The sequence below is a fragment of the Chthoniobacter flavus Ellin428 genome, assembly GCF_000173075.1.
In the GTDB taxonomy this organism is placed as follows: Bacteria; Verrucomicrobiota; Verrucomicrobiia; order Chthoniobacterales; family Chthoniobacteraceae; genus Chthoniobacter; species Chthoniobacter flavus.
The window spans coordinates 1-17412 of record NZ_ABVL01000022.1 but is presented as its reverse complement, the minus strand read 5'-3'; the positions used below and the strand labels follow the sequence as shown (position 1 = coordinate 17412).

Sequence of the window (17412 nt, the reverse complement as noted above, 5' to 3'; positions counted from 1 at the left end):
GGTCAAAACAGAACGTCTAGATTTGAACATCCAACATCCAACGTCCAACACCCAACATCCAATGAAGAGAAGCCACTGCGCAAACGATTGCGCCGATTGGACGTTGGACGTTGGGTGTTCTGCCTTTCTCCTACGCCGCCCCTCCCAGCGATTCATCCGAATCCTTGATGACAAACCGCGCGCGCAGGCGGGCGACTTCGGCGGCCAGGCCGGCGCGCTCGACGCTGCGCAGGACTTCGTTGAAGTCCTTGTAGGCGGCGGGCGCTTCATCCTTCGGGTAGAAGCGGCAGTTGGTCAGGATGTCGTGGGTGATGAATTCATCATCGACCGTTTTCTGGTCGAGTTCACGGATGGCGGCCTTGCGGCCTTTGGCGCGGCCGGCGCCGTGGTTCACCGAGTAGCAGCTCTTGTCGGCGCCAGGTTCGGCGACCATCACACAGGAACCCGCGGTGGGATTTCCCGGCAGCAGGATGGGATGGCCAGTCTCGGCGAAGGGCGTATCGCGCAGGGCGTGGTGGCCGGCAGGGAACGCGCGCGTGGCGCCTTTGCGATGCACCCACGCTTCACGGTTATCCACAATCTCGCGGCGCGCGATGTTGTGGCTGATGAAGTAGACGAGTCGGCCGGTGGCACCGGGAATGATCTCCTGGAACGCCTCGAGGACGAGGGCGTTGATCAGCAGATGATTCACGGTGGCGAAGTTCGCGCCGAGCGCCATGTCGTCGAGATACGCATCCGCCTCGGGCGTACCGAGTGGGGCGTAGACGAGTTCCTTGTCCTGGCCGGGCAAGGGCAGGCCCCAGGTCTCGAAGAAACGCTGGAGCGCACGGAATTGTCCGCTGGCCAGGTTGTGGCCGAAGCCGCGGGACCCGCAGTGCGAGAGGAAGGCGAGGCCGCCATCGCGCAGGCCGAAGGTCTCGGCGGCTTTGCGGGCGCGATCGTTGTCGCCGATCTCGACGGCTTCGCATTCACCGAAGTGATTTCCGCCGCCGTAGCTTCCGAGCTGGGTCATCTTGTCGTCGAACTTCGGCAGCGCGCCGCCAGCGAGCAGGCGCTCGAGGCGCAGGCCGAGGGCGGCGTGGGTGTGATCGTGGCCGACGTGCGCGGAATCCTCGCAGCGTTCCGCCCAGGCGGGCGGGATACCGAGCGCATCGCACACGGCGCGCGAGGCGCCTTCGACGACGAGCTGTTTTCCGAGCTCGGGCGAGACGTGACGCGATTTCCTGGCGGTGCGCTGGCCGCGGCCGGCACCGGTCGGGGTGCGTTCGCAGATGGCATTGATCAAGGCGCGGCGGGTGGCTTTATCGGCCACGGCATCGGCGGGGAGATCGAGGGCGAGCAGGCTCATCGAGCATTTGATATCCACGCCCACGGGGCCGGGATAGACGTGCGTGGGCGAGACGAGCACGCAACCCACGGGCGCGCCGTAGCCGGCATGTGCATCGGGGTTCAGCACGAGATCGGTCACGCCAGGGGCGCCGCGCGAATTCATGGCCTGCTCGAGGCACTTGGCATCGAAGGAGCCACGGATGGCTTCGGTGCCGATGACGGTGATGGGCTTACCGCGCGAACCGGGCGCGGGAAGGAAGCCGGTGGCTTCGCCGGTGACGTTAATGGAATGGGGAGAGAGGGACTCGGTGTTCATGTTTGGGTAAGTTGGAAAGGTGGCGGGGGCCGCTTCTTAATCTTAATCTTACTCGTAATCTTAATCTCCGAACCGCGAGGCATCCGATGGGGATTAAGATTAAGATTACGATTAAGAGTAGGAGGGACAGAAAGAGTTTTGCGACGACAAGAATGATGAGACGTAATACGCGCTCTACCGTTGAGCTACAGCTCCGTCGAAAAATGGAGCCGGCGGGAGTCGAACCCGCTACCTCGTCCTTCGTAGGGATGTAGTCCCATCGGCATTCGCCGCAAAAGGGGCGGTGGCCAAGATTCGTGACGACGAGTTTTTGGCGAAACATTTCGATGCTCTACCAACTGAGCTACCCGATCTTGCGACCAGGACGGGAATCGAACCCGCGACCAGCGATGTGATGTAGTTCCGCACGGCATTCGTCACGAAGGCCGGTGTGCGAGCGTGCCGACAACCATTGGCAGGACAACTTCCACCGAAGCGGAATCGGGCTTTGAATCCCGTCGCGCTCCCGAAGGAGCGCTTTATCAATGTAGTCCGTGCCGGCATTCGGCACGCTCACGAAAATCAAAATTTCAAAGAACAGAAAGAGTTCGCCGACAAAATTTAGTGAGACGCATTTTTCTAGATGTAGTCCCACCGGCATTCGGCGAAAGTTTTTGCGGCCTCGCCCGCCCGCGCCCAATTGCGCAGGCGGGCTTCGGCTTCACAGCTCGATCTTTTCGATCAAGCCGACCCAGTGCTCCGGGCTCAATTCTCCGGCGGCAAAGGCGGCGATGATTTCGAACACGACGTCGGAGAAACCGCCGATGTTCATGATGTCCTCGCGCTCCGCGGCTTGCGTGGAGACGTAGGGTTGCACGTCGAGACACACCAGACGGGCGCGCGGGTTGCGCGAGCGGAATTTCTCCCACTCCTGCATGGTCGCCGTGCTCCGGCCTCCGCCCTGGCGATCGACCCACGACATGTTGTCGGAAACGAAGAGCACCAGGTCACCCTCGGTGCGTTGCGCGTTCAGGTGACGCAGCGGCGCGGAGCAGTTCGTTCCGCCGCTGGGCAGCGAGGCGAGCTTGCGCGCATTGGTCATCACGCTGTCGCGGGCATTGAGCTCGCAGGGCACGACGTGATCGCTGAAAGCGAGCACCTCGGCATCGCGGTTCGTGCGAAGCACCGCGGCGGCGACGAGCGCGGCGACATCGATGCAGCGGGTCTGCGTGGTGGCGCCGGGGCGATTTCCGGTTACGGCCGACTGCATGGAGCCGGACACGTCCGGACAGACGAACACGCGTCCCTGGATCGCCGGCACATTTTCGGTCGCGACTTCCATCGCGTCCTGCAGCGCATCGCGCACGGCGGCGGGCACCGCCTTATCGGCGGAGTGATACGCGGTGAGGAGTTGATAGGGGAAGCAGCGGGCACGGCGCACCTTGTGCGGATCGCGCAGGCGGTTGGTGATCTGGCGGGTGAGCACCTGGTCGTCAAACACGCCGTGGCGGGCGAAGGTATTCAGGTTCATGCGGGTCATCTGCCACGGAGCCTGGCCGGCGATGGACTGCCACGCGGCACGACCGAGCGGAAGCGCGGTGAGCATCTGGAAGGGCACGTCGGGCGCGACCTTCGAGTGGCCGCGTTTGAAGGCCTCGAACTGGCGGACCAGCGGAGGCAACGCGTCGGCATTGTGCGGGCGGTCGATGAGCCAGCCGTAGAGCGCCTCGCGGGCGGCGTCGGCCGGGCGCGGGTGGACCATCTTGATCACATCGGCGAGAGACGGGCTCTGGCCGACCGCGGCGCGGAAGACCTGGGTATCGTCGCGCTGTTCAAACCAGCGCTGCACGAGGCGCTTCGGCGCGGAGCCGAGCGACTTGCGACCGAGCACGCCGCTGCGGACGATCTGCACGAAGTTGCGCAGCATCTTACCGTCGTCGATCACGCGATCGAACACGCGGGCCAGCAGCGCGCCATCGCGAGCGGCGAGGGTCGCGCAGAGCAGCGCGGGCATGTCTTTCATGTAACCGCGGGTGCGGCAGTAGAGGGCGGTCTTGGCTACGAATTCGGCATCCGCGGCGGCGGCGAGCTTCAGCACTTGGGCGAGCTGCGCGGTGGCGCTGGCGTAGAAGGTGGAATTCAAGCAGCCGGTCACGGCGTATTGGGCGAGGGCGTGCTTGGTGGAAAAGCGGTAGGCGGGTCCGCCAGCTTCGTTGCGGGTATCGGCTTGGGGTTGCTGGCGCCCGACAAAGGAAGAAAACAGGGATTTGTTGGCCATGATCGTATTCGGGTTTGGGGTTTCGTTTTGGTGAATCGCTGGTTGAGCGAACGTGAGGGAGTAATGCTCGCGGCGTGCCACGGCTCTCTTTCCGAGCTCTGGAGTGGGGGCGTAAGTTCCTTACCACCAGCAGGTAGAAAATTGTTTCGGCGTCACAACTCGCCAAGGCCACCGATCGCTTTTTCACTCGCTATACGAGCGGATACGCTAGTATTTTATCTTGCACGCTATGCCTGCGAAGAAACTCGTCATCCTCGGTCTCCTCGGCACGCAACTGGATCGCGGCGTCGGCCCGCGGCGCTGGGAAATGTGGCGGCCGACCGTTTCGCTCTGCCAGCAGGAGGAGCTGCTCGTGGATCGGCTGGAGCTGTTGCACGATCGCAAGGCGACTTCGCTAGGCGGAACCGTGGCCGAGGACATCGCCGGCGTTTCGCCCGAGACCGAGGTGCGGCGGCATGAGGTGGAATTTCGCGACGCGTGGGATTTCGAAGAAGTCTACGGCGCGCTCGCTGACTTCGCGCGAAGCTATCCCTTCCAGCCGGAACGCGAGGACTATCTGGTGCACATCACCACCGGCACGCACGTGGCGCAGATCTGTCTGTTTCTCCTCGCCGAATCGCGGCACATCCCGGCGCGGCTCATCCAGACTTCACCACCCGATGACCGCGAACGTGGCTCGCCCGGGCGCTACGCCATCATCGATCTCGACCTTTCGCGCTACGATCGCATCGCCGCGCGCTTTGCCGAGGAACAGCGCGAAGCGCGGACGTTTTTGAAGAGCGGCATCGCCACGCGCAACCCGGCCTTCAACCGCATGATCGAGGAAATCGAGCAAGTGGCCGTGGCTTCGCGCGAACCGATCCTGCTCATGGGTCCGACCGGCGCGGGAAAATCCTCGCTCGCGCGGCGCGTCTTCGAGCTCAAGAAACAGCGCCATCAACTCAGCGGTCCCTTCGTGGAGGTGAACTGCGCCACCCTGCGCGGCGACACCGCGACGAGCACGCTCTTTGGCCATGTGCGCGGTTCTTTCACCGGTGCGCAACGCGATCGCACCGGGCTGCTGCGTCTCGCCGATGGCGGGCTGCTTTTCCTCGATGAGATCGGCGAACTCGGCGCGGATGAACAAGCGATGCTCCTCCGCGCGCTGGAGGAAAAGCGCTTCCTCCCCGTCGGCGCCGATCGCGAGGTGGAGAGCGATTTCCAGCTCATCGCCGGCACGAATCGCGGCCTCCTGGAAGCGGTGCGCATCGGAAAATTTCGCGAAGATCTTCTCGCGCGGATCAACCTCTGGACCTTCCAACTGCCCGGCCTGGCGCAGCGCTCCGAGGACATCGAGCCGAATCTCGACCATGAGCTGGAATCCGCAGGCAAACGCGCGGGGCGGCGGATCAGCATGGCGAAGGACGTGCGCGCGGCGTTTCTGAAATTTGCGCGCTCCCCCGAGGCGCGCTGGAGCGCGAACTTTCGCGACCTGAATGCCGCCGTCACCCGCATGGCCACGCTCGCGCCCGGCGGGCGCATCACACGCGCGGTGCTCGACGCGGAAATCCAGCGCTTGCTGGGTGGATGGAGTGCGCCCGCGCCGGTCGATTCGGATGACGCGCTGCTCAACGCAGTGCTCGGAGCAGAAGCGGCAGCGAAGCTGGATCTTTTCGACCGGGCACAACTCGCCTGCGTCCTGCGCGTCTGCCGCAGCAGTCCCACGATCAGCGACGCCGGTCGCCGCCTCTTTTCCGTCAGCCGCGAGAAACGCAAGGTGACCAATGATGCCGACCGCCTGCGCAAGTACCTCGATCGCTTCGATCTGACTTGGAGCAAAGCGACCGCTCACTCTCGCGGCGGTCTATGACCTGATTTTGACCCACAACTTTTCCCCGGCCCATCACTTTGGGGCCATGAAGGAGTGAGCGTCTCCACGTTCCCCTGGGAGGGGCGACTTCCTAGTCGCCCCGCGTCGCGTAGTGACGCCAAGAAGTGGCGCTTCGCGCGTTGGGAACGCTCAGCGACTGGGAAGTCGCCGCTCCCAGTGGCGCATTCATCGCGCTCATCCAAATCCAGCTGACAAAGAGGTAGGTAAAGATCAGATCATAAACTGCCGTTACAACCGCGACCCGCAGCAGCAAAAACTTGCCCCCGGCACGGATGGTAGAGACGAATATAGAAGTCTATGAATATCGCTGTACTCGGCCTCGGAATCATCGGCAGCGCCTGGGCGCAAAATTTGATCGCGGATGGAAATGCGGTGCGGTGCTGGAACCGCACGCCGAAGGAGTTCCCGCACTTTTACAAGACCATCGCCGAAGCGATCGAGGGGGCGGAGGCGATCTTCATCGTGGTGGCTGATCCGGCAGCGGTGCAGTCGGTGCTGGAAGAGGTGCTGCCGCGGATCGGGAAGGGGCAGATGGTGGTGCAATCGAGCACGATTTCCGCGGAGTGGACGCTGAAATTTGCCGCGCAGGTGGAGAAGACGGGCGCGACTTTCCTGGAGGCGCCTCTCACCGGGAGTAAGGCCGCCGCGGCGAAACGGGAGACGGTGTATTACCTCGGTGGTTCGGCAGAAGTGGTGGAGCGCGCGCAGGCGCTGTTGAAGCCGATCTCGAAAGCCATCCTGCACGTCGGGCCGACGGGCTCGGCCTCGACGCTGAAGCTGGCGATGAACATGAACATCGCAGGCATCGCGCAGACCATTTGCGAGAGTCTCACGCTCTGCCGCGCGGCGGGCATTTCGGATGATGCTTACTTCGCCGCGCTCGGTCGCAATGCCGCACATTCCCCGCTGGCCGATCTCAAGGAACCGAAGCTGCGGGAGCAGGATTATTCGCCGCAATTTTCGCTCAAGCACATGGCCAAAGATTTGCGCCTGGCCATGGAGACGGCGGGTAAGATGTCGCTCACGCTGGCGCAGACGGCGCTGCTCAAGCAGAGCTACGAGCGGGGAATGGAGGCGGGGTGGAAGGAGGATGATTTCATCGGGCTCATTCGCCTGCTGGAGGAAGAGTAACCGTGAAACGGTGGAAAGTGGCTGCGGCTTCCAGCCGCTGATCGTGAAACACATCGCGTCAGGGATGCCGCTGCCACTCTGCCGCTGGCGCAGTGCGGATCGCTGGCGTTTCTCCTCGAAAGGCAGGCAAAACACTTGTAGACCGCGTGCCGTATGCTCGCCTGCCTTGACGTGGATTACCGCGATACGGGAGCCTGTGCCGCGGCGGTGGTCTTTCGCGATTGGAGCGACGCGATCGCACTGGAGGAGCGGACCGTGCAGATCACGGAGGTCCAGCCTTATGAGCCGGGGCAATTCTACCGACGGGAGCTGCCGTGCCTGCTGGCGGTGTTGCGGACGTTGCCGCCGATCGAGACGGTGATCATCGATGGGTATGTGTGGCTGGAGGGGACGGCGACGCCGGGCCTGGGCGCACATTTGCACGAGGCGCTGGGCGGAGGCAGCGTGATCATCGGCGTGGCGAAGACGAAGTTCCAAGGCGCCGATAGGGCTCAGGAGATATTGCGCGGCACGAGTCAGAAGCCGCTCTATGTGACAGCGGAGGGCGTGCCGGTGGACGTGGCGGCCGAACGGGTGCGGTCAATGCACGGAGCGCACCGCATCCCGACGCTGCTCAAACGGGTGGATGATCTTTGCCGGCGCGGCTGACGATGGAACGCGCTCCTGCGCGTTCCCCAATTTTCTCGATGACGGGTCATCGAAGATTTGGGATCGCGCAGGAGCGCGTCCCTCCTTTAAAGCATGAATATGAAACCGATCTGGATTGTCGCCGCCAAACGTACCCCTCAGGGGCGATTTCTCGGGGCGCTGGCGAAGAAATCCGCGGTGGATCTCGGTGTGGCGGCGGCGAAAGCGGCGCTCGCCGCACTGCAGCCAGCGTGGATCGATGAGGTAACCGTCGGGAATGTGCTCGGTGCCGGGCTAGGGATGAATGTGGCGCGGCAGATCGCGCTCGGTGCGGGGCTCGCTGTATCGGTGCCGGCGTATTCCGTGAACATGATGTGCGCGTCGGGCATGCAGGCGGTGCGGCTGGCCATGCAGGCGATCGAGAGCGGCGCGGCACGCATGGTGTTGTGCGGCGGGACGGAATCGATGTCGAATGCGCCGTATCTGCTCAACCGCGCGCGCTCGGGTTACAAGCTGGGCGACGGCGTGCTGATCGACAGCCTGTTGCGCGATGGATTGATCGACGCTTTCAGCGATGTGCACATGGGCGTGACCGCGGAGCGGCTGGCGCAGAAATATGGTATCTCGCGCGAGGCGCAGGATGCATTTGCAGCGACCAGCCAGGAGCGCTACGCCGCGGCGCTGTCCGCGGGAAATTTCCGGGAGGAGATCGTGCCGGTGGACAAGCTCACACAGGACGAACACCCGCGGCCGGAGACGACGGCGGTATCGCTGGCGACATTGAAGCCAGCCTTTGGCGAGGGTGGGTCGGTGACAGCGGGAAATTCGTCGGGCATCAATGATGGCGCGGCAATGCTCGTGGTGTGCAGCGAGGAGCGCGGGCGCGAATTGGGGCTGCAGCCGATGATGCGCATCACGGCCAGCGTGGCGGTGGGCTGCGAGCCGGCGGAGATGGGGCTTGGGCCGGTGCATGCGACGCGGCAACTGGGGCGCGACGTGAGCGAATACGATGTGATCGAATTGAACGAGGCCTTTGCCGCGCAATCGCTGGCCTGCGTGCAGGAGCTCGGGCTGGATCCGGGGCGGGTGAATGTGGATGGCGGGGCGATCGCGCTGGGGCATCCGATCGGGGCGTCCGGTGCGCGGTTGCTCGTCCATCTCGCCCATCGCCGGCCGCAGCGCGGGCTGGCGACTTTGTGCGTGGGTGGCGGGATGGGGTGTGCGATGGTGGTGGAGCGGCCGTGAGCGGAAGTTTTCTACTCTTAATCCTAATCTACTCTAATCCCTCCCCACGAATGCAGATTAAGATTAGGAGTAAGATTAAGATTAAGAACTGAATCTTTCTGCGATGCTTTCCCCCAGCGACGAAACGAACTCAACTCCGGCAGCCGATTGGACGCCCACCGAGGAATTCATCGACACGACCAATGTGGGATGGCTGATGCGGGAAACCGGGAAGGGCACGTACGAGGAATTGCACGCCTGGTCGGTGCAGCACCGCGCGGAATATTGGCGGCTGGCGATCGAGCGGATTGGGGTGCGTTTTCAACAGCCTTATCGGGAGGTCGTGGATCTCTCGCGGGGCGAGGAAGCACCAGAGTGGCTCCCCGGCGCGCGGATGAATATCGTCGAGAGTTGCTTTACCGCGCCGCAGAAGACCACGGCGATCATTCACCAAACCGAGGGTGGTGAAATGGTCCGGATGACTTTCGGCGAGTTGCAGACGCTCGTAGGATGCGTAGCGGCGAATCTCCGCTGGCTCGGCTATCAGCCGGGGGACGCGCTGGCGATCTTCATGCCGATGACCGCGGAATCGGTGGCGATCTACCTGGGCATTGTGGCCGCGGGATGCGCGGTGGTGGGGATCGCGGATAGCTTTGCTCCGCGCGAGATCGCAACGCGGTTGCGCATCGCCGAGGCGGTGGGGGTGTTCACGCAGGATGTGCAGGTTCGCGCGGGAAAATCGCATCCGCTTTACGCGCAGGCCATCGAGGCCGGCGCGCCGCGCTGCATCGTGCTGCCGGCGGCGGGGAGTTTGAAGCAGCCGCTGCGCATCGGGGATTACGCATGGGAGGAATTTCTAGCAATGGAGGCGCCGCTGAAATGCGAGCCGCGTGCGCCGGCGGATACAACAAACATCCTTTTCTCCTCGGGGACCACGGGCGACCCGAAGGCGATCCCGTGGACACACACGACGCCGATCAAGTGCGCGGTGGACGCCCACTTTCACGTGAATGTGCAGCCGGCCGATGTGGTCGTCTGGCCGACGAATCTCGGCTGGATGATGGGACCATGGCTGATCTTCGGCGCGTTGATGAATCGCGCGGCGATCGGCCTGTATTGCGGCGCGCCGACGGGGAAAGGATTTGGCCAGTTCGTGGAGGCGAGCGGGGCAACCGTGTTGGGTCTGGTGCCGAGCCTGGTGCGCACGTGGCGGACAAGCGGATGTCTCGACGGGCTCGATTGGAGCGCAATCGAGGCCTTCGCTTCCACCGGCGAATGTTCGCGCGCGGACGACATGCGGTGGCTCATGCAATTTGCCGGCGGCAAGCCGGTGATCGAGTACTGCGGCGGGACGGAGATCGGCGGCGCGTACATGACCAACACGCTCGCGCGCCCGATGGCCGCGGGGACTTTTAACACCCCGACGCTGGGGCTCGAGGTGATGATTCTCGATGAAGAGGAGCGAACGGCGGACATCGGCGAGTTGTTCCTCGTGCCGCCGTCCATCGGTCTTTCGAATACGCTGCTCAACAAGGACCATCACGAAACCTATTTCGCCGGTACACCGCGTGGGCCCGCGGGCGAAGTGCTGCGGCGGCATGGTGACCAGATGGAACGGCTGCCGGGTGGCTATTGGCGGGCGCTGGGGCGGGCGGATGACACGATGAATCTGGGTGGGATCAAGGTAAGCTCGGCGGAGATCGAGCAAACTTTGCGCGGCGTGCCGGGGGTGACGGAGACGGCGGCGATCGCCGTGGCCGACCGGGACGGCGGACCGAGCCAGCTCGTGATCTACGCGGTCTGCTCCGGCGCGTCGGACAAGGCGCAGCTCGCCACGGCGATGCAGGGCGCGATCAAGCGTGAGCTCAATCCGCTTTTCAAAATTCACGATGTCGTCGTGATCGATGCGCTGCCCCGCACCGCCTCCAACAAAGTCATGCGCCGCGAATTGCGGGCGCGTTACAGCGTGCTTTCCCCATGAAACATCACGATCGCAATATTCTCATCACCGGCGCCGGCAGCGGCTTGGGCCGTGGCATCGGCGCCACGCTGGCTCGCGCGGGGCATACCATTTTCGCCACGGACCTCAACCTCGACGCGGCCGAGGAGACGGTGAAGCAGATTCACGCGGCGGGCGGTCACGCGAGTGCTTTTGCGCTCGATGTGACTTCCGAGGAAAGCATCGGGCAGTTGCTCGCGGAATTGGGCGACACGCGGGTCGATGTGTTGATTAATAACGCCGGACTGCAGCATGTCGCAGGCATCGAGGAATACCCGGTTGAGAAATGGGATTTGCTGAACGACGTGATGCTGAAAGGGACGTTTCTCATGACGCGCGCGGTGTTGCCCGGGATGCGCGCGCATCACTTCGGCCGGATCATTCATATCGGTTCGATACACAGCCTCATCGCTTCGCCTTACAAGTCGGCCTACACCGCGGCGAAGCATGCGCTGCTCGGCTTCTCCAAGGTGCTGGCGCTGGAGACGGGGGGCGTCGATATCACCAGCAATACGATTTGTCCGGCTTACATCCGCACGCCGTTGGTCGATGCGCAGATTGCCGGGCAGGCTCGGACACGGGGGATTTCGGAGGATGAAGTGATCGACAAAGTGATGCTCGCGCCGATGCCTAAGAAGGCCTTCATCACTTTTGAGGAAGTCGCCGCCGCCATCGAGTATCTCATCAGCCCGCTGGCGCGCAATGTCACGGGGCAGGCGATCGCCATCGATGGTGGCTGGACGGCGCAATGAGTTGCCTCGTCATCCTCGCGGCGCTGGCGCTATTGATGTACGCGGCTTATCGCGGGCACAGCGTCATTCTTTTCGCGCCGGTGGCGGCGCTGGGCGCCGTGTTGCTCACGGATCCCTCACTCGTCGCACCGATGTTTACCGGCCTCTTCATGGACAAGATGGTCGGCTTCCTGAAGCTTTACTTCCCCGTCTTCCTGCTCGGGGCGGTGTTTGGGAAAGTCATTGAGCTCTCCGGTTTTTCGAAATCGATCGTCGCTGCCGTGGTCCGCATCGCTGGGCCCCAGCACGCCATCCTCGCGATCGTCGCGGTCTGCGCGTTGCTGACCTACGGCGGTGTCTCGCTGTTCGTCGTCGTCTTCGCGGTCTATCCCTTCGCGGCCGAACTTTTTCGCGAGAGCGGCCTGCCGAAGCGGTTGATTCCCGCCACCGTGGCGCTGGGCGCGTTCACGTTCACCATGGATGCGCTCCCGGGCACTCCGCAGATCCAGAACATCATTCCGATTCCATTTTTCAAAACGAACGCCTACGCCGCCCCGTGGCTCGGGAGCATCGGCGCGGTGTTCATCCTCATTACCGGCGTGCTGTATCTGCGCTGGCGGGGAGGACTGGCGATCGCTGCTGGGGAAGGATACGGCGCCGATTTGAAGCAAGAGCCGGAGCCATTCGCTCACGATCGCCTGGCCAATCCCTGGGTGGCCCTCCTGCCGCTCGTGCTGGTCGGCATCTTGAACAAGGTCTTCACGATTTACATTCCCCGCCTCTACGGGGAGACGCACTCGTTTGTGCCTGCAGTGATCGGCAAAGCCGCGCCCGTCACGCAGGAGATCGCGAAAGTGGCGGCCATCTGGGCCGTGGAAGGCGCGTTGTTCGGCGGGATTCTCATGGTGCTGGCCTGCGCGTGGAAACCGGTCACGGCCCGGTTTGCCGAGGGCTCGAAAGCGGCGATCAGCGGTGCGCTGCTGGCCTCGATGAATACCGCATCGGAGTACGGTTTTGGTGCGGTCATCGCCGGGCTGCCCGGCTTTCTGGTGGTGGCGAATGCGCTGAAATCCGTTCCACACCCACTGGTCAATGAAGCCATCACCGTGACCTCGCTGGCCGGGATCACCGGCTCCGCGTCAGGTGGCCTCGGCATTGCCCTCGCGGCGATGGGTGATACCTTTGCGCAAAATGCGCATGCGGCCGGCATTCCGTTGGAAGTGGTGCATCGTATCGCGGCGATGGCCAGCGGCGGGATGGACACGCTACCGCACAACGGCGCGGTGATCACGCTGCTCACGGTCACCGGTCTCACGCATCGCCAGGCCTATGGCGATATCTTCGTCATCACGTGTCTCAAGACGCTGGCGGTGCTGGTGGTGATCGTGACCTATCATCTCACCGGCCTGGCCTGATTTCAGCCGCGCGTGAGCTCGCGGCTTTCGGCGCGTTGGGCGTGGAGGCCTTGCTGGATCCAGTCGCGGATGATCGTGTGGTCGAGCTTGGTGCCGCAGGAAAAGATGTCCACGGCAGCATAGCTGTGCTCCGGCCAGGTGTGGATGGCGACATGCGATTCGGCGATAACGACGACGCCGCTCACCCCGTGCGGGCTGAAGGTGTGGAAGACGTCGGTGACGATCGTGCCGTGACCGCGGCGCACGGCTTCGAGGAGGAGTTCCTTGAGATCGGCGGGCGCGTTGAGCAGGCGGGCGTCGCAGTCGTGGAGCTCGAGCAGGGTATGGCGGGCGAGGGGCGCGTTCATGTCAGGCGAGGAGCGGCAGGAGCGAATCGGCGGCGTGGGTGCCGCGGGTAAAGGCTTCCTCGAAAATGGAAATGCCGCTCATGTCGGAGTGTGCGAAGACGACGGCACCGTGCGGTGGCAACATGCGGGCGCGTTCCTCGCCCCAGATGAAACCGGGCACAGGGCGGATCATGCCGTGGCCCCAGAGCCAGACGTCGATGTTCTGAATGTGCTCTTCGATGCCGGGATGAATTTGCACGAGATCGGCGACGATGAGGTCGCACCATTCGCGATGCGTCCTGGCGATGGCTTGTTGACGGGCGTCGCGCGGATCGACGACATCGAGCGGCCAGTAGTGCGTGAGCACGGATTGCTGCGGGACGAGAGTGATGTCCTGATGCGTGGCGACGACGTAGCCGAGCGAGGCGCTTGCGCGGGCAACATTGTCCCAGGCCAGCGCGGCGCCGTTGCCCCCCGGCAGGGTGTCGACGGTGATGTTCGCGACCATCCACGGGGAATACTCGAGGCCACTCGTCGGCGAGAGACCGCGCACGATGCGTTGCGCGACGAAGCGTGGCGCGGCGCAGACCACTCCGCGCGCGCGATGGCGGACGCTGCGCTCGCGGGCGAGATCGAAGGCATCGACAAAGACGTCCTCGCCGTTTTGCTCGATATTGAAAACGACGTATCCGCCGCGCAGGCGCTCGCGGAGTGGCGCGGCGAGTTGATGCGCGAGCCAACCGTTGCCCTCGGGCCAGGTGACGACGGCATCGGGATCCGCATTGGCGGCGCGGCCTCGCCGCGAAGCAAAATAGTGGACGCCCGCCCACGCGGAGACATGGGCGATGCCGGCGCCGTAATCGTCGCGGCAGCAATAGTCGACGTGCCAGAGCAGCGGCACGGAGTCGAAATGTTGGGTCCGCAACCACTCGGCCATGGTGATCCGATCGAGGGCGAGCAGCTCGGGATCGCGGGAGCTGAGATCGAGCGGGATGGTGAAGGCTGGCCGCCCATCGCTGCCGCGCCGGTCCCGGAATTGCACCATGCGGGTGAAGAAGGCTTCGTACTGGCGACGATCGGCATCGGTGATGCCGATCTGCGGGAGCAGGCCTTCCTGCCAGCGGCCAGCGTCGAAGAGGCGCTCCAGCGGATCGGAGCAGAGCGATTCCTCATCGAAAATCGGCGCGCCATTCGTGCCGCGTCCGCGGGTGAGTCCGAGTTCCTCGAAGAGGGCGAGCACCTCGGTGGATTCCTCATTCGGCAGAGGCACATAGTGTGCGCCCCACGGGTAGGCGGAGACGGCGTTGCGTCCGCTGGCGGCGTTGCCGCCGGCTTCGTGCTCGAGTTCGAGCAGCAGGAATTCGCGCATGCCGTGATGATCCAGACGCCGCGCCACGGCCAGGCCGCTGATGCCGCCGCCAACGATCACGACCTTTGTCTCGATTGTCTCGGAAGGCGTGGGAAAAGTTCCATCGCGCAGGCGATGGCCGATGGCGGAAGACGCACCGACAATGCTGCCGGGGTAAGTGGCCGATGCCCGGTGGCAGCCCGCGAGCAGAGCCGCGGCACCCGCGCCGGTCGTTGCCAGGAAATCGCGCCGCGTTTTCATTGGCGCGAATAGCGGGCCCACTCGATTTCAAAGTAGCGCACGAGGGCCTGATTGTTCAGGCGATTGATATCCGTTGACACACGCGCCATGTCGGGCGGGAATTCGAAGAGCGACACGAGATTGCCCTGGTCGAGAAAACGCAATCCGCCGGGCAGCTCAAAGTCCCGCGAGAGGGGGCGCGGCGAGGCGAGGATGTAACCCCATTCGCCGAAGGAAGGGACATAGGCGTGATACGGCTCGGTGACGAGGCCGCAGGCGTGCAGCGTTTCGTCGATGCACCAGAAACTTTTGCGCGCGACAAACGGAGACGTGCACTGGATGACCATGGCGCCATTCTCGGCCAGCGCGGTTTTGGCGCGCTGGTAAAAGGCGGTGGAATAGAGTTTGCCGATGGAGAAATTCGAGGGATCGGGAAAGTCCGCCACGATGAAGTCGAAGACTTCGCGATTGGCGCGCAGCCAGGCGAAGGCGTCGCCATTGATGACATGGACGCGCGGGGCAGTCAGCGCTCCGCGGTTCAACACGGTGAGCATTTCCTGCGTGGAAAAGAGGCGCGTCATCGCAGGATCGAGGTCGACGAGCGTGACGTTTTCGATTTGCGGGTAGCGCAGAATCTCCCGCACGGCGAGGCCGTCACCGCCGCCGAGGACCAGCACGTGCCGCGCGTGCGGCAGACGGGAAAGACCGGGATGGATGAGCGATTCGTGATAGCGGTACTCGTCGCGGGTGCTGAATTGCAGGTTGCCGTTGAGATAGAGCCGCATGTCATCGTCGCGGCGGGTGATGGTGATGCGTTGATAGGGCGTCGACTTGGCGAAGATGACGTCCTCGCCGTAGGCGGCCGCTTCGCTCCAGGTCATGATGCGCTCGGAGAAGGCGAAGCCAGTGATGAGCAGCGCGAGCACGGCTAGGCCACTGAGGCGCAGCAGGCGGGCGCGCGGCACTTGATCCCACAAGGCCCAAAGCGCGATGAGCCCGACGACGCCGTTCAGGATGCCGAAAAGAAATCCGGAGCGCGCCACGCCGCAGTAAGGGACCAGGACGAGCGGGAAGAGCAGGGAGGCGAGCAGCGCGCCGATGTAATCGAAGGTGAAGACTTTCGAGATGAGATCCTTGAACTGCAGGCGTCCCTCGAGGAGGCGGAGGAGCAGCGGGATCTCCAGGCCGACGAGCGTGCCGATGATGAGGACGATCGCGTAGAGGAGGACGCGAAAGGAGCTGACGTAGGCGAAGAGCGCGAAAAGTCCCGCGGCCGCGGAACCGCCGAAGAGGGCGATGAGGAATTCGACCTGGATGAAAACGCCGAGGAGATTTTTCTCCACATAACGCGAGAGCCACGAGCCGATGCCCATGGCGAAAAGGTAGACGCCGATGACCGTGGAGAATTGCAGGACGGAATCGCCGAGGAGATAGCTGGCGATGGTGCCGGCGATGAGCTCGTAAATGAGCCCGCAAGTCGCGATGGTGAAGACCGACGCGAGGAGCAGAAGGCGGAGGCCGCGGTCGTGCATTTGGTGACGGCTGGATTTAACGCAGAGGACTTAGCGCGGCGGAGCCGCAACTAAAGAAATTTTAAACGGTAGAGTAGGAGGGGGGTGACGGAATGAGAGCCGTAATGGCCATGACCGTCGACCGCCCCTCCCCTCGTCAAACCGGACGTGCAGATTTCCCGCATCCGGCTTTCGCAGAACGTTCTTGGACGAGGCATTCACAAGTAGATCAGGCCAAGTTGCTGGAGATGAGCGTGGATCGAAGTACCTTTCGGTGGTCGCCACCCTCGTTGACTGCGGCGACGCAGATGACGCGCCAGCCGCCGACTGACTTGAGCGTTGATTTCCCGGAACGCCTTGCGGCTGTAACCGGCTCCGAAGTAGTTGGCCCAGCCGCGCAGATGACGGTTGAGTTCGGCGATCAGTTCGGGCAGCGCTTGGCAGCCACGCCGACGGTTGATCAACCCACGGAGCTTCTCGCGCTCACGCGCCAGCGCTTTGGCCGAAGGCTGCATGTTCCAGTAGCGTATTTTCCGCCCACCCAGGTCGCGGTCCAACCGGAAGCTGTAACCGAGGAACTCCAGCTCCGCAGAGGGCTCTCGCACCTCCACCACGCGGGTTTTCTCCCGGTTGATTTTCAGCCCCAGCCAGTCCTCGATTTTCGCCCGCACGAACTCTTCCAGTTTCGTCCCCACTTGCCGCGCCATAATGACGAAGTCATCCGCATAGCGGACCAGGACCGCTCCGGCCCATTGCGCCGGACCCTCCACCGCGTGGAAGGCATGGTCGAACCAGTGCAGGTAGATGTTGGCCAACAACGGTGAGAGGACTCCGCCCTGCGGGGTCCCGCTCTCCGGACGCCGCCGCCGCCGCCGGCCACCTCCTTTGGACTCCTCTTCCACAGGCGCTCGCAACCATTGCTCGATCAACCGCAGCACGCTGCCGTCGACCACCCGCATCCTCACGCATTTCATGAGTTGCTCGTGCGGAATGCTATCGAAGTAGCCTTCCAGGTCGGCGTCATAGATGCTGCTCCGCCCATGGATCAAGTTCTGCCGGATCTTTTCCAGCGCCTCGTGGGCACTGCG

The 17412-nt window shown here is 63.5% G+C and carries 13 protein-coding genes; 7 read left to right on the top strand and 6 right to left on the bottom strand.

Annotated elements, in window-relative coordinates; genetic code table 11:
* Nucleotides 1–130 precede the first annotated feature (130 nt).
* A complete protein-coding gene (locus CFE428DRAFT_RS25340; RefSeq protein ID WP_006982536.1) occupies nucleotides 131–1645 on the bottom strand; it encodes an RtcB family protein in 1515 nt (504 codons plus the stop codon).
* Between the two features lie 700 nt (nucleotides 1646–2345).
* Nucleotides 2346–3902: a vWA domain-containing protein gene (locus CFE428DRAFT_RS25335; protein WP_006982535.1), complete on the bottom strand. Its 1557-nt coding sequence runs from the start codon at nucleotides 3900–3902 to the stop codon at nucleotides 2346–2348.
* A 229-nt stretch (nucleotides 3903–4131) separates the two neighbouring features.
* On the opposite strand from CFE428DRAFT_RS25335, the gene rtcR reads away from it, so the two are divergent.
* The 7 genes from rtcR (at nucleotide 4132) to CFE428DRAFT_RS25300 (ending at nucleotide 12899) form a co-directional block, all read left to right on the top strand.
* Complete coding sequence (gene rtcR / locus CFE428DRAFT_RS25330; protein ID WP_006982534.1) at nucleotides 4132–5751, top strand: RNA repair transcriptional activator RtcR; 1620 nt, start codon at nucleotides 4132–4134, stop codon at nucleotides 5749–5751.
* A gap of 318 nt (nucleotides 5752–6069) precedes the next feature.
* Entirely contained in the window at nucleotides 6070–6903 is an 834-nt protein-coding gene (locus CFE428DRAFT_RS25325; RefSeq protein ID WP_006982533.1) for an NAD(P)-dependent oxidoreductase, read from the top strand.
* A gap of 153 nt (nucleotides 6904–7056) precedes the next feature.
* A complete protein-coding gene (locus tag CFE428DRAFT_RS25320) occupies nucleotides 7057–7551 on the top strand; it encodes an endonuclease V (RefSeq protein ID WP_006982532.1) in 495 nt (164 codons plus the stop codon).
* Nucleotides 7552–7650: 99 nt separating this feature from the next.
* Nucleotides 7651–8775 carry a thiolase family protein gene (locus CFE428DRAFT_RS25315; RefSeq protein WP_042725797.1) on the top strand — a complete coding sequence of 375 codons (1125 nt, stop codon included), beginning with the start codon at nucleotides 7651–7653 and terminating at the stop codon, nucleotides 8773–8775.
* Between the two features lie 103 nt (nucleotides 8776–8878).
* A complete protein-coding gene (locus tag CFE428DRAFT_RS25310; protein ID WP_006982530.1) occupies nucleotides 8879–10735 on the top strand; it encodes an AMP-binding protein in 1857 nt (618 codons plus the stop codon).
* Nucleotides 10732–11505, top strand: a complete 774-nt coding sequence (locus CFE428DRAFT_RS25305; RefSeq protein WP_006982529.1) for a 3-hydroxybutyrate dehydrogenase — start codon at nucleotides 10732–10734, stop codon at nucleotides 11503–11505. The genes CFE428DRAFT_RS25310 and CFE428DRAFT_RS25305 overlap by 4 nt, the downstream gene beginning before the upstream one ends.
* The gene (locus CFE428DRAFT_RS25300) at nucleotides 11502–12899 is read left to right on the top strand and encodes a GntP family permease (RefSeq protein ID WP_006982528.1); all 1398 of its coding nucleotides are present in this window, start codon (nucleotides 11502–11504) and stop codon (nucleotides 12897–12899) included. The genes CFE428DRAFT_RS25305 and CFE428DRAFT_RS25300 overlap by 4 nt, the downstream gene beginning before the upstream one ends.
* Nucleotides 12900–12901: 2 nt before the next feature.
* Here the strand turns inward: CFE428DRAFT_RS25300 and speD are convergent, their stop codons facing one another.
* The 4 genes from speD to CFE428DRAFT_RS25280 all read right to left on the bottom strand — a co-directional run.
* On the bottom strand, nucleotides 12902–13246 hold the full coding sequence (gene speD, locus CFE428DRAFT_RS25295; protein ID WP_006982527.1) for an adenosylmethionine decarboxylase: 345 nt from the start codon (nucleotides 13244–13246) through the stop codon (nucleotides 12902–12904).
* 1 nt (nucleotide 13247) lies between these two features.
* Nucleotides 13248–14834 (bottom strand): FAD-dependent oxidoreductase, encoded by a 1587-nt coding sequence (locus CFE428DRAFT_RS25290; protein WP_006982526.1) that lies wholly within the window; start codon nucleotides 14832–14834, stop codon nucleotides 13248–13250.
* Complete coding sequence (locus tag CFE428DRAFT_RS25285; RefSeq protein ID WP_006982525.1) at nucleotides 14831–16345, bottom strand: polyamine aminopropyltransferase; 1515 nt, start codon at nucleotides 16343–16345, stop codon at nucleotides 14831–14833. The genes CFE428DRAFT_RS25290 and CFE428DRAFT_RS25285 overlap by 4 nt, the downstream gene beginning before the upstream one ends.
* 197 nt (nucleotides 16346–16542) lie before the next feature.
* On the bottom strand, nucleotides 16543–17412 hold an 870-nt coding region (locus CFE428DRAFT_RS25280; protein WP_042725782.1), incomplete at its 5' end, for a reverse transcriptase domain-containing protein.